The following is a 12797-nucleotide window of genomic DNA, read 5'->3' as shown; positions in this document are numbered from 1 at the left end:
AACCAAAGTTGAGAAAACCCCTAGTCGCCGCGCCGCCGCGTCACTGCCAGCGCAATTCCGCCCAGCACAAAACTTGCTCCTAGCAACAGCCGTAGGTTCGCAAACTCTGATAGCAGAATGATACCGGCGGCAATGGCGATGACCGGAACGCTGAGTTGTACGATCGCGGCGACAGCAGGCGAAAGCTGCGGCACAACGCGATACCACAGCGCATAGCCCAGACCGGACGTGACGCCTCCGGATAACGCCGCCAATACATAGCCTAGCGTCGTCATATGCCAGTCACTGCCCATTAGGAACAAGGCGAGTGCCGTAAATGGCAAAGCCACAATGAAGTTTGCAGCAGTTCCCGACAACGCGTCTGGTTCTGATCGCCCAGAGATGGAATAGATAGCCCATCCAATCCCGGCAGCCGTCATCATACTCGCACCCAACGGATCGACCTGCACCGGCCCGGCAGGCCAAAGGACAAATACCAGACCGCCCAGCGCAACCCCGGCACCCAGTAGCTGCCGCATCATGGGTACCGAGCCAGTCAAAGCCCCGATGGCGAACATCGTGATCTGCACCACTCCAAACAGGATCAATGCGCCAAGCCCTGCATCGAGCGTCAGATAGGCGACCGAGAATCCGATCATGTAGAGTAATAGCGACCCTGCCCCAGCTATGCGCCGGCGGCTAAACACTGGGATTGTGCCGCCTCGCATAGCCACCAGTGCAGCCAAAACCAAAGCACCAGACAATACTCGGACGACAGCAAATCCCGCCGGATCACTGGCACCGCTATCAATCGCGAGCCGATTTAGGATCGAGTTTGCCGCGAAGGCGCACATGGTCAGTGAGGTCAAAAGAAACAGGCGCATATCAACGGCATAGAGGTTTCAACGCGGTTTGCACACTCACTTTTCTGCGCGAACACAGCACGCGGCTCGCCGTGTTTATCAGCGCAAACTAAAACGGGGCCGCCCAAAGGCGACCCCGTCGATAAGCACTATGGCCCAAGCAGCTTACATCATGCCGCCCATGCCGCCCATGTCGGGCATGCCGCCGGCAGGTGCCGCGCCTTCTTTGGCGGGCTTGTCAGCAACCATTGCTTCGGTAGTGACCAGCAGGCCAGCAACCGATGCCGCATCTTCCAGAGCGGTACGGACAACTTTGGCCGGATCGATAACGCCGAACGAGAACATGTCGCCATATTCTTCGGTCTGAGCGTTGAAGCCGAATGCTGCGTCGTCGCTTTCGCGAACCTTACCCGCAACAACCGCACCGTCAACACCTGCGTTCTCGGCGATCTGGCGCAACGGCGCTTCGATTGCCTTGCGAACGATGTTGATGCCTGCGTCCTGATCGGCGTTTGCACCTTCCAGAGATTCCAGCACCTTGCCCGCCTGAACCAGCGATACACCACCGCCAACAACAACGCCTTCCTGTACGGCAGCGCGCGTTGCGTTCAGAGCATCGTCCACACGGTCCTTACGCTCTTTCACTTCAACTTCGGTCATGCCGCCGACGCGGATAACGGCAACACCGCCTGCCAGTTTGGCAACGCGCTCTTGCAGCTTCTCCCGGTCGTAGTCCGACGAGGTTTCTTCGATCTGAGTGCGGATCTGTGCAACACGTGCTTCGATCTCGGCTTTCTCGCCAGCACCGTCGACGATGGTGGTTTCGTCTTTGGTGATTTCGATCTTCTTGGCGGTGCCCAGCATGTCCATGGTGACGGACTCGAGCTTCATGCCCAGATCTTCGCTGATAACCTGACCGCCGGTCAGGATCGCGATGTCCTGCAGCATGGCTTTACGGCGATCGCCGAAGCCCGGTGCTTTGACAGCAGCAATTTTCAAGCCGCCGCGAAGTTTGTTGACAACCAGAGTTGCCAGCGCTTCGCCTTCAACATCTTCAGCAATGATCAGCAGAGGCTTCTGCGACTGGATCACTTGTTCCAGCAGCGGAACCATCGGCTGCAGCGAGGACAGTTTCTTTTCGTGCAGCAGGATCATGCAGTCGTCCAGATCTGCGATCATCTTGTCTGCGTTGGTGACGAAGTAAGGCGACAGGTAGCCACGGTCGAACTGCATACCTTCGACAACATCGGTCTCGGTTTCCAGACCTTTGTTTTCTTCGACGGTGATAACGCCTTCGTTGCCAACCTTCTGCATTGCGTCTGCGATCTGCTGGCCAATTTCGGCTTCGCCGTTGGCCGAGATGGTGCCAACCTGAGCAACTTCTGCGCTGTCTTTAACTTCACGCGAGGCGTCTTTGATGCCTTCAACAACCTTGGCAGTTGCCAGGTCGATGCCGCGCTTCAGGTCCATCGGGTTCAGGCCAGCAGCAACCTGCTTCAGACCTTCGCGAACGATGGCTTGTGCCAGAACGGTTGCAGTGGTGGTGCCGTCGCCGGCTTCGTCATTGGTGCGGCTGGCGACTTCTTTCACCATCTGCGCGCCCATGTTTTCGAACTTGTCTTCCAGTTCGATTTCCTTGGCAACCGAAACACCGTCTTTGGTGATGCGCGGTGCGCCGAAGGATTTGTCCAGAACCACGTTACGGCCTTTGGGGCCCAGGGTCACTTTAACAGCATCGGCCAGAACATTCACACCGGCCAGCATGCGGTTACGGGCATCGGTGTCAAATTTGACGTCCTTTGCAGACATGTTGTCTCTCCTTGAGAAAATGTATTGAGATGAAGATCAGAGAAAGCGCTTGGGCTTACTCGATGATCCCCATGATGTCGCTTTCTTTCATCATCAGCAGCTCTTCGCCGTTGACCTGAACCTCGGTGCCCGACCATTTGCCGAACAGGATCTTGTCACCAGCTTTTACAGCCATCGCGATCAGTTCGCCGCTGTCCTTGCGCGCGCCTTCGCCGGTTGCGACGACTTCGCCTTCGCTGGGCTTTTCTTTTGCGCTATCGGGAATAATCAGACCACCAGCGGTTTTCTCTTCGCTTTCTACGCGACGAACCAGCACACGGTCGTGAAGCGGTTTCAATGCCATCTTTGCAGCTCCTTGGGCTCAAAGTTTGTTTATCCTCCCCTCGCCGACTGACGAGGCGTTAGCACTCGGGTCTCATGAGTGATAACGACGCATAGCTAGGGAGTAACCCAAAGTGAGTCAACAAGCTGCATGAATATTTTTTGCAGCTTAAAGAATCCAGAGTAATTGGTTTACTCAAAACCCCGGCAGACTAATCTGGTCGCACCCTTGATTGAGGCGGAAACTTTGATGCCTAGATGCCAGTTCCTTGCCGCCGCGAATGTGCTTTCACTTGCTCTGATCATCTGTTTCGCCGCTATGGCGCAGGCCCAAACCCTTATCCAAAACACCCGATTATGGGAGCACCGCTTGGACGCGCGAATTGGCGTCCTTCTGTATGAAACTGACGCTGCTTGGGAAGTCTCGCATCGGGCCGATGAGCTGTTCCCGATGTCCAGTACATTCAAGCCACTCTTGTGCGGCGCGATTTTGGCAGGTGTGGATTCTGGTGCAGTAGACCTGTCAGAAAATGTGGCAATTCAGACATCAGACCTTGTGGAATACTCACCAGTTACGAGCGAACACGTTGAGACGGGAATGACAATTGGTGCGTTATGTCAGGCAACCATGACAATCAGCGACAACGCAGCGGCCAACCTCTTGTTAAAACAACTGGGCGGGCCAGCCGGGCTGACCGAGTTCCTCCGGGCAACGGGCGACGGCACTACACGCCTGGATCGTTGGGAGACTGCCCTGAACGAAGCCACCCCTGGCGACCCGCGTGATACAACGACACCACGGGCAATACTGGAGACAATAGAACGGCTGTTATTCGACGAGGTGCTTTCACCCGCCTCAGCCGCGCAGCTTGGGCAATGGATGATTGATGATCAGGTGGCCGACGGGCTTATCCGCGCTCATCTGCCAAATAGTTGGATAATTGGCGACAAAACCGGAGCAGGAGGTTACGGCAGCCGCGCGATCATCGCCTTTTTGCAGACACCTGAACCACGAACATATATGGCAGCCATCTATCTGACTGAAAGCGATGCGTCATTTCCTGAACGCAACGCGGTCCTCTCGGACATTGGCCAAGCGATGATCGCCGAGATTAGCGCACGGATTGACTGATCACCTTTAGCACGCGGCAAGTCGGCTATTCCGCTTCTTCCCAGCTATATGCCCAATGTTTCAATCCTTCGACCCCCGAGGCAGATAGGGCATATACGCCTTTCTCCACCTTATCGAACCAGCCGTAGTGGTTGTCATACATCAGGCGCGTGGCTGTTTGGACCCCCGTCGCCTTTGCCACCGTTGCCCCTTTGACCGCGCCATGTTCAGCCAGATGTGCCGCGCATTTAAGCGCATCTTGCCGATAGGCCGTCACAATACCATGGCGCGTGGCACCGCCTGCATTCGGATCGCCCTGCAGCCTCTCAAACTCGCGCAGCAATCGCTTGGCTTTCACCTTGTCTTTGCGTGGCGTATATGGGCCAGGGTCGCATTGAACCTCAACCGTACCATCCGGGCGCACGGTGATCAGGCCAAGGCCCAAACGGCGACACATCGCCAGATTGTCCTTCAAAGCCCGTCGCGCCATTCGCCCTTTAGGCTTACAGACCCCGATGTAGACTTGATCGGTCACTTTCAGGCGCGTGATGGCCTGATGAAACAGCGCAAGGTTAAAGCGCAGTTTGAGTTCGACGATCACCAAGTCTTCGCCATCGCGTACGGCCATGATGTCGGCAGCGCCGACCTCTCCTTTCACGGTATAGCCCTGTCGTTCCAACAACGCTTTGATTGGAGGGTAGAGATCTTGCTCAAGCTTCATGAGGCCATGCTATGCGGTTTCGCGCAGATTGCCAGCCGCTGCTTGATAACAAACCACGTTGCAGGCGGTAAGAAGGCAGGGGTATGAATTGGGCATCGTCGCAAGCTGCGGAAGGAATCCCATGCGTCTGCTCAGCATTTGTCTTTGCCTATTATTTCCTATCACCGCGCAAGCAGCATGTGAGGGGCGAGATCTGAGGCTTGATCTGCCGACCGAAGCTCAGGCTGAGCTGGACGAGACGCTTCGCGCTATTCCATTTCCGGAAGGCAATCACTGGATCGCCACGAAGGACGACACTGTGCTGCATTTGATCGGCACTCTGCACACCAACGATGCGCGAATGGGGCCAGTGGTTGATAGATTGGCGCCAATCCTGAGCCAGGTCGACGCGTTCTACTTTGAAGTTACAAAGTCAGAGATGGAGGCTTTCGAGAAAGACCTGGCCGAGGACCTCAGCCCGGTATTGATCACATCAGGGCCGACTTTGATCGATCTGATGTCAGAAGAAGATTGGGCCGCGTTATCACAAACGCTGGCTGATCGCGGGATCCCCAGTTGGATGGCTGCGAAGATGCGCCCTTGGTTCCTGAGCATGATGCTTGGCATTCCGCCTTGCCTGATGAATACCCCCGATTTCGATCGGGGCATGGATACGCGCTTGACCGAATTGGCCGATGAACATCAAATTCCTCAGTATTCGCTCGAACGCATCGAGGACTTGATTGTCATGTTCGACAGTCATTCGTTGGAAGATCAGGTTGCCTCGCTGACCCGGATGTCAGGCGCACTGGAGGCGGGTGACGATCAAATGATCACCATGGCGAATGCGTATATCGAGGAACAGCACGCCGCAATCATGGAATTGGCCAAGATACAGGGGCTTGAAGCATCAGGACTGACACCCGAGGAGTTTGATGCCGAATGGCAGAGTTTTGAGGATCAGCTTCTGGTACAGCGCAACGCAAATTGGATGGAAATAATTTTGAGCCTGAAGGATCAGACCGCAGTCATCGCTGTTGGGGCCGGACATCTAAGCAATGACTACGGCTTGCTAAACCAGTTGCAACAGGCGGGATACACCTTGGAGCGCGCTGAATTCTAGGAAATCAGACCAAGGGTCGCAGCACCTTTCCTTCCAGGTGACATCCGGGATTGACCACCCTATAAGGCGCGCAAATCCACATTCCTCAGGACACGCGACATGACAACGCTAGTTTTTGGCCATAAATCTCCCGACACCGATTCCACCGGCTCTCCGATCCTGTGGTCCTGGTATCTGAACGAAGTGAAGGGTGAGCAGGCCCAGCCTGCATTGCTGGGTGAACCCAACACCGAAGCGGCGTTCATGCTGGAACGCTGGGACCTGCCCAAGCCTCAGATCATCGAGGACGTGGCAGAAGATGCGCCCGTTATCATCGTCGACACCAACAATCCGGCTGAGTTACCGGCCAGCATCAACAGCGCCGACATCCGCGCGATCATCGACCACCACAAGCTGGTTGGCGGACTTGAAACCAAAGGCCCGATCGATATCACCGTGCGCCCACTGGCCTGCACGGCAACCATCATGGTCGACCTGATGGGTGACGATGCCGCCAAGATGCCTGACGCCATCAAAGGTGCAGCGCTGACCTGCATCCTGTCGGACACGCTGGAGTTCCGCTCACCCACCACCACCGCCCATGATCGTGCCGTGGCCGAGAAATTGGCGGCTGAGCTTGGTCTGGATGTCGCGGCCTACGCCGCCGACATGTTTGCAGCGAAATCGGATGTCTCGTCTTTCTCGGACGCCGAACTGATCCGCATGGACAGCAAGGAATACGAAGTCGACGGCACCAAGTTCCGGGTCTCGGTTCTGGAAACTACAGCACCCGGCGTCGTGCTGGATCGCAAGGACAGCATCGTAAGCGCGATGACCGATGTGGCCAAAGAAGACGGTGTTGATCAGGTGTTGCTGTTCGTGGTCGACATTCTGAACGAAGAGGCGACCCTGCTGGTTCCAAACGATCTGGTCAAAGGTGTCGCCGAGAAAAGCTTTGGCGCAACTGTGGATGGCGACGCGGTTGTCCTGCCGGGCATCATGAGCCGGAAAAAGCAGATCATTCCAAACCTCAAAGTCTGAGTTTAGATCATCAAAGGCGCTCGAACCGGGCGCCTTTCTTTTTGCGAGGCTCTGCCTCGCGCTCCGGGATATTTGTGGCCAGATGAACAAGGGAATCCTGTTCCCTTCAGCACGCCCAAAGCGGGACCTCTGGCAAATCTGGCCGGGCTCTGCCATAGGCTTGGTATCTTGCATTCCCTGTTCCACGAGGCGCGCCATGACCCAAATCGTTTCTTCACTTGCGGAAATCTCCGACAGGTACAAAGCGCTGTTCGTTGATTTGTGGGGGTGCGTTCACAACGGAATCACCGCCTACCCCGAGGCCGTGGCTGCCCTGCAAGCTTATCGGCAAAAAGGCGGCACTGTGGTTCTGGTGACCAACTCTCCCAAGCCCCGAGCCGGTGTTGCAGTGCAGCTAACGCAATTCAACGTACCTGCGGACGCCTATGACACCATCGCGACCAGTGGCGATTCGGCACGTTCTGCGATGTATCGCGGGACGGTTGGTGAAAAAGTCTACTTCATGGGCGAATGGCAACGTGACGCGGGATTTTTTGAACCTCTGAAACTGCTGGATCATCCTATCCATATCGAGCGCGTGGCGCTGGACGAAGCTGAAGGCATTGTGTGCTGCGGCCCGTTCGACCCGATGGCAGACCCGGATGTAAACCGGCCCGACTTTCTGTATGCCAAGCAGAAAGGATTGAAACTGCTTTGCGCCAACCCTGATATCGTCGTGGACCGAGGCGAAACACGCGAGTGGTGCGCAGGAGCTTTAGCCCGGCTTTACAGTGAGATGGGAGGTGAAAGCCTGTATTTCGGCAAGCCGCACCCGCCGATCTATGATCTGGCACGAAGAAGGCTACAAGCAATCGGAGTCGACGCCTCGGATTCCGAGATACTGGCGATTGGTGACGGGCCCCAGACAGACATCGCGGGGGGCATGGGTGAAGGCATTGACACCTTGTTCATCACCGGGGGACTGGCCGCTGCTGAAACCAAAACCGCACATCACCCGGATGAGGATGCATTGCGGGTCCATAACGAAAAAGAACAGATTAACCCAACCTTCTCGATTGGCCGTTTGAGATAGCAAAAAAGACTTGATTTTCTGCGACTGCGAAGTAATAAAGTTGCCGACGAGCGCCAAAAGATAGTCTTTTGTTGCTCTTTCGATCTCGGATGAGGGCAGCATGTTGGACAACCTTCCACGCGGAACGATTTGTATCGAAGACATCGAAATGGGAATGTCACGACACTTGCGTAAAGTGGTGACCGATGAAGACATTGAGATGTTTGCTCAGGTTTCGACCGATCGCAATCCGGTTCATCTGGATGATGACTATGCCCGCGATACGATTTTCGAAGGACGCATTGCGCATGGCATGCTGACCGCTGGCCTGATCTCTGCCGTGATCGGGGAGCAGCTGCCCGGACATGGAACCGTGTACATGGGACAGTCGCTCAAGTTCCTGGCCCCGGTGCGTCCGGGTGACATGGTTTATGCCGAGGTCAAGGTGATCGATATCGATTTCTCCAAACGTCGGGTTAAGCTGGATTGTCACTGCGCAGTCGACGGTAAGAAAGTGCTGGTGGGTGAGGCCATGGTGCTGGCACCAAGCCGCAAGTTCGACTGATCACGCAGCTTAGCCGATCTGCGGCTTGAACCTTACGGGCAGTCCCGCTAGGCAATCCTCATGCAGATCATTCGTGACTTCCAGTTTGTCGAGCCAGAAGATCGTGGTGCCAGCGTCGCCATTGGAAACTTTGACGGCGTCCATTTAGGGCATCAATCCGTCATTGAACTTGCGCGCAATGCTGAATTGAATGCACCCTTGGGGGTCATGACCTTCGAGCCGCATCCACGAGAGTATTTTGCCCCAGAGGCTCCGCCCTTTCGTCTGATGCGCGGCAATGCACGCGCGCACCGGCTGGAAAAGCTCGGCGTGCAGAAGCTTTATGAACTTCCCTTCAATTCGGCGCTGGCGGGAATGACCCCTGAAGCTTTCGCCAGAAACGTCATATGTGATGGTCTGGGGCTGTCTCATGTTGTCGTAGGCGCTGACTTTTGTTTCGGCAAAGGACGCAGCGGCAACCCTCAGGACCTGGTTCGCTTCGGCGAAGTGATGGGGTTCGGTGTAACCATCGCGCCCCTGTTGGAGCGAACCGAGAATGTGGTTTCATCGACCGCAATCCGTACAGCTTTGACCGAAGGGCGTCCACGCGATGCGGCAACAATGCTGGGACACTGGCACCGGATTGAGGGTGTGGTCATTGGAGGCGAGCAACGCGGACGAGACTTGGGATATCCGACAGCCAATATGTCGATCGAAGGGCTGCACCCTCCGAGATTCGGTGTTTATGCAGTTCTGGTCGACGTCCTGGATGGCCCGCATCAGGGCAGCTATCACGGGGCGGCATCGGTCGGGACCCGGCCCATGTTTCAAGGTGAGGTTCCCAACATCGAAACATTCCTGTTCGATTTCTCAGGCGATCTCTACGGTGCCACACTGTCCGTTGGTCTGGTCGACTATCTGCGGCCCGAAATGACATTCGACGGCCTTGACGGGTTGATCTCGCAGATGGATGCCGACTGCGCGCGCGCGAGAGAGATATTGGCCAATACATGACCAAGGACCCAATCGATCGAGCTGGCCTCGTGCACCGGTTCTGGGAACGCAAGCCGCTGCGCAAGATGAACCAGCGTGAGTGGGAGGCCCTGTGCGATGGCTGCGGCAAATGCTGCCTGAACAAACTGGAAGACGAAGATACTGGCGAGGTCGCCCTGACATGTGTTGCCTGCCGTCTTTTGGATGACGAATCCTGCCGATGCACACAGTACGACATCCGGCACCAGTTTGTGCCTGAATGCATCGTCATGACACCCGACAACATCGACAGTCATGCCTATTGGTTGCCCCAGACCTGCGCCTACCGACTGCTGTGGGAAGGCAAACCGCTTTACGACTGGCACCCTTTGGTATCAGGTACGCCAGACAGCGTTCATACCGCCGGAGTTTCCGTGCAGGGGCGAACCGTATCTGAATTCGAAACACCCATGGAAGAATGGGAAGACTACATCATCGAGGAGCCGAGCTGATGCATTTTGCCTCTGACAATTCCGGGCCTGTTCATCCCGAAGTTCTGACCGCGTTGGCCGAGGCCAATCAGGACTATCAGATGGCTTACGGCGCGGACACTCTGATGAATGAAGTGCGAGACCAGATCCGAGGTATTTTCGAAGCTCCGGGTGCCGCGGTCTATCTGGTCGCTACGGGAACGGCGGCGAATTCACTGGCGTTGGCGACGCTGAGCAAGCCGTGGGAAACCGTATTCTGCTCACCCGTCGCTCATATTCATGAGGATGAGTGCAACGCGCCCGAATTCTACACCGGCGCAAAGCTAACACTGGTGCCGGGTGGCGACAAAATGACACCCGAAGCGTTGACCAAGTCCATTGAGGGGGAAGAAACCCGCGGCGTTCATGGTCCTCAACGCGGGCCTGTCTCGATCACTCAGGTGACCGAGCGCGGCTCGGTTTACTCGCTGGCCGAACTACAAGCCCTATGTGGTGTTGCCAAATCTTTTGGATTGCCAGTGCATTTGGATGGCGCTCGTTTCACCAACGCTCTGGTTGCCCTAAATTGCTCACCCGCTGAGATGACATGGAAAGCCGGTGTTGATGCGGTCAGTTTTGGCGGCACCAAAAACGGGCTGATGGGAGTCGAGGCCGTAATCTTCTTCGACGAAAGCAAAGCATGGGAATTCGAGTTGCGACGTAAGCGCGGTGCGCACCTGTTTTCCAAGCACCGTTACCTTTCGGCCCAAATGGCCGCCTACCTAAAGGATGATCTGTGGTTGAAATCTGCCCACAAGGCCAATGCCAACTGCGCGCGTCTGGCGGACGGGTTGCGAGCGGTCGGCGCAGAGTTCCTGCATGAACCCCAAGCCAACATGGTATTCGCCAGCTTCCCCCGCGGCCAGCACAAGCGCCTGCACGAGGCAGGCGCTGTCTATCATCTGTGGGGCGACACGCTGGCGGGTGAAGACGAAAGCGAGATGCTGGCCTGCCGCCTGGTTTGCGACTGGTCCATCGGAACCGAACAGATCGACCAGTTTCTAAGCCTTCTTTAGTCGGGCGCGTCTGCCCGGCTATTTCATCTCAGCGAGATGACGGTCCAGGTCGTCAAGACGGTCTTGACCCCAGAACCTTTGACCGTCCGGTGTGATATAAAACGGCGCGCCGAATACACCACGATCCACGGCCTCTTCAAGATTGGCGGCATAGGTTTCCGCACCTACCAGAAGACCGCTATCGGCAATACTTGGATTAAACCCGGCCTGTTCCAGGCAATCGCGGATAACGCCATCGTCGGCGATGTCCTTTTCTTCTGCCCAGCACGCTCGCAGGAAAGAATGGCACAGCTTTCCGACATCCCCTGATCCATCCTGAATGGCCGCAATCACGGCATATGAGGACGGCGCCATATTCGTAGGCCAGTGCGCGGGTTGCAGGTTCAGCGGCATATCCAGATTACGCGCTTGGCGTACCAGTTCCTGCGCGCGGTATTCGATACGTGAGATATGCCGATCTTTTGGAGGCACTCCCCCGGTTCGGCCGAACAGAGCAATGATATCCAGCGGTTTATAATTGATCGTCGCACCATGCTTGGCTGCAATCTCTTCAAGTCGCATCCCCGCTAGGTAGGAATAGGGCGAGAGTGTCGCAAAAAAGTAGTCAATCTGGGCCATGTTCACTTTCTCCGCTGCGTTATCTTTGCGGGACGGTAGACCCATGCTAAGCGGTGTCAACATCACGAATCTGTCACATTGCCACTGCTGCCCGGGGAAAATCAGCCGATGCCGACACTTCACGAACCCAAGCTTATCGCTGGGAACGCCAATCTTCCGCTTGCCGAAACCATTGCCCGCCGCATGAGCCTACATCGCGGCGTTGACCAGGGACTGGTCGATGCGCGGGTCGAACGGTTCAACGACGGCGAGATTTTCGTTGAGGTATTCGAGAACGTGCGCGGCGAGGATATGTTCATCATCCAGCCGACCTCGAATCCGGCCAATGACAACCTGATGGAGTTGCTGATCATTGCCGATGCCCTGCGCCGTTCGTCCGCGGCCCGCATCACTGCTGTGATCCCCTATTTCGGCTATGCCCGACAGGACCGCCGCACTAAAGCGCGCACACCAATAAGTGCCAAGCTGGTGGCTAACATGCTGACTGGCGCAGGGATCGAGCGTATCCTTACGATGGATCTGCACGCCGCCCAGATTCAGGGCTTTTTCGACATGCCGGTGGACAATCTCTATGCCTCACCAATCTTTGCCCTGGATGTGAAGAAGCAATTCAAAGATCAGATGGACGATCTGATGGTGGTCTCGCCAGATGTTGGCGGAGTAGCGCGCGCCCGCGAATTGGCCAAACGTATCAACGCTCCGTTGTCGATCGTTGACAAGCGCCGCGAAAAAGCCGGTGAAATTGCTGAGATGACAGTAATCGGCGACGTCAAAGACAAGATCTGCCTGATCGTGGACGACATCTGCGATACAGCTGGTACACTATGTAAAGCTGCCCAGGTTCTCATAGATAATGGCGCCAAAGAGGTGCATTCCTATATCACACATGGCGTCATGAGCGGACCTGCAGTTGAACGTGTAACCAATTCGGTCATGAAGTCTTTGGTGCTTTCGGACACAATCCAACCAACAGCCGAGATCGAAAAGGCCGCAAATATCCGCATCGTACCTACGGCTCCGATCTTCACGCAGGCGATCCTGAATATCTGGAACGGCACCAGCGTTTCATCCCTATTTGAGGATAAGACGCTGACCCCGATTTACGAGTCGCTCTATCACATGGACTAATCAGCAAAGCTG

Annotated in this window: 14 protein-coding genes; 9 read left to right on the top strand and 5 right to left on the bottom strand. The window is 56.0% G+C overall.

What is annotated here, in order from left to right; all coding sequences use genetic code 11:
- Positions 1-20: 20 nt before the first annotated feature.
- The 3 genes from G7G_RS0112570 to groES all read right to left on the bottom strand — a co-directional run bounded on the left by G7G_RS0112570 (position 21) and on the right by groES (position 2994).
- Entirely contained in the window at positions 21-863 is an 843-nt protein-coding gene (locus G7G_RS0112570) for a DMT family transporter (RefSeq protein WP_010441781.1), read from the bottom strand.
- A 144-nt stretch (positions 864-1007) separates the two neighbouring features.
- Positions 1008-2651: a chaperonin GroEL gene (groL, locus tag G7G_RS0112565; protein ID WP_010441780.1), complete on the bottom strand. Its 1644-nt coding sequence runs from the start codon at positions 2649-2651 to the stop codon at positions 1008-1010.
- A 55-nt stretch (positions 2652-2706) separates the two neighbouring features.
- Positions 2707-2994: a co-chaperone GroES gene (gene groES, locus G7G_RS0112560; protein ID WP_010441779.1), complete on the bottom strand. Its 288-nt coding sequence runs from the start codon at positions 2992-2994 to the stop codon at positions 2707-2709.
- A 228-nt stretch (positions 2995-3222) separates the two neighbouring features.
- Between groES and bla the strand changes: the two genes are divergently transcribed.
- Entirely contained in the window at positions 3223-4104 is an 882-nt protein-coding gene (gene bla, locus G7G_RS0112555) for a class A beta-lactamase (RefSeq protein WP_010441778.1), read from the top strand.
- A gap of 25 nt (positions 4105-4129) precedes the next feature.
- Here the strand turns inward: bla and G7G_RS0112550 are convergent, their stop codons facing one another.
- On the bottom strand, positions 4130-4804 hold the full coding sequence (locus G7G_RS0112550) for a DUF2161 domain-containing phosphodiesterase (protein ID WP_010441777.1): 675 nt from the start codon (positions 4802-4804) through the stop codon (positions 4130-4132).
- Positions 4805-4925: 121 nt separating this feature from the next.
- Here G7G_RS0112550 and G7G_RS0112540 point away from each other — a divergent pair, with 121 nt between their 5' ends.
- From G7G_RS0112540 to G7G_RS0112510, 7 genes are all read left to right on the top strand, one after another.
- Positions 4926-5906 carry a TraB/GumN family protein gene (locus tag G7G_RS0112540; RefSeq protein ID WP_010441775.1) on the top strand — a complete coding sequence of 327 codons (981 nt, stop codon included), beginning with the start codon at positions 4926-4928 and terminating at the stop codon, positions 5904-5906.
- Between the two features lie 99 nt (positions 5907-6005).
- Complete coding sequence (locus G7G_RS0112535) at positions 6006-6926, top strand: manganese-dependent inorganic pyrophosphatase (protein ID WP_010441774.1); 921 nt, start codon at positions 6006-6008, stop codon at positions 6924-6926.
- A gap of 196 nt (positions 6927-7122) precedes the next feature.
- Complete coding sequence (locus G7G_RS0112530; protein ID WP_010441773.1) at positions 7123-7998, top strand: TIGR01459 family HAD-type hydrolase; 876 nt, start codon at positions 7123-7125, stop codon at positions 7996-7998.
- A gap of 100 nt (positions 7999-8098) precedes the next feature.
- A complete protein-coding gene (locus tag G7G_RS0112525) occupies positions 8099-8542 on the top strand; it encodes a MaoC family dehydratase (protein WP_010441772.1) in 444 nt (147 codons plus the stop codon).
- A gap of 60 nt (positions 8543-8602) precedes the next feature.
- Positions 8603-9535, top strand: a complete 933-nt coding sequence (locus G7G_RS0112520) for a bifunctional riboflavin kinase/FAD synthetase (RefSeq protein WP_010441771.1) — start codon at positions 8603-8605, stop codon at positions 9533-9535.
- Positions 9532-10005 carry a YcgN family cysteine cluster protein gene (locus G7G_RS0112515; protein WP_010441770.1) on the top strand — a complete coding sequence of 158 codons (474 nt, stop codon included), beginning with the start codon at positions 9532-9534 and terminating at the stop codon, positions 10003-10005. The genes G7G_RS0112520 and G7G_RS0112515 overlap by 4 nt, the downstream gene beginning before the upstream one ends.
- Positions 10005-11039, top strand: coding sequence for a threonine aldolase family protein (locus G7G_RS0112510; RefSeq protein ID WP_010441769.1), 1035 nt, complete (start codon positions 10005-10007; stop codon positions 11037-11039). Before G7G_RS0112515 ends, G7G_RS0112510 begins: the two co-directional genes overlap by 1 nt.
- An 18-nt stretch (positions 11040-11057) precedes the next feature.
- Here G7G_RS0112510 and G7G_RS0112505 read toward each other — a convergent pair whose 3' ends face one another.
- Positions 11058-11657 (bottom strand): 2-hydroxychromene-2-carboxylate isomerase, encoded by a 600-nt coding sequence (locus tag G7G_RS0112505; RefSeq protein WP_010441768.1) that lies wholly within the window; start codon positions 11655-11657, stop codon positions 11058-11060.
- 108 nt (positions 11658-11765) lie between these two features.
- Between G7G_RS0112505 and G7G_RS0112500 the strand changes: the two genes are divergently transcribed.
- Positions 11766-12785, top strand: coding sequence for a ribose-phosphate pyrophosphokinase (locus G7G_RS0112500; RefSeq protein ID WP_010441767.1), 1020 nt, complete (start codon positions 11766-11768; stop codon positions 12783-12785).
- Positions 12786-12797 lie beyond the last annotated feature (12 nt).

Origin of the sequence: Ruegeria conchae, assembly GCF_000192475.1 — a bacterium.
Taxonomy (GTDB): Bacteria; Pseudomonadota; Alphaproteobacteria; order Rhodobacterales; family Rhodobacteraceae; genus Ruegeria; species Ruegeria conchae.
Note: the sequence above shows the minus strand (reverse complement) of the source record. Positions and strands in the feature narration are given on the sequence as shown.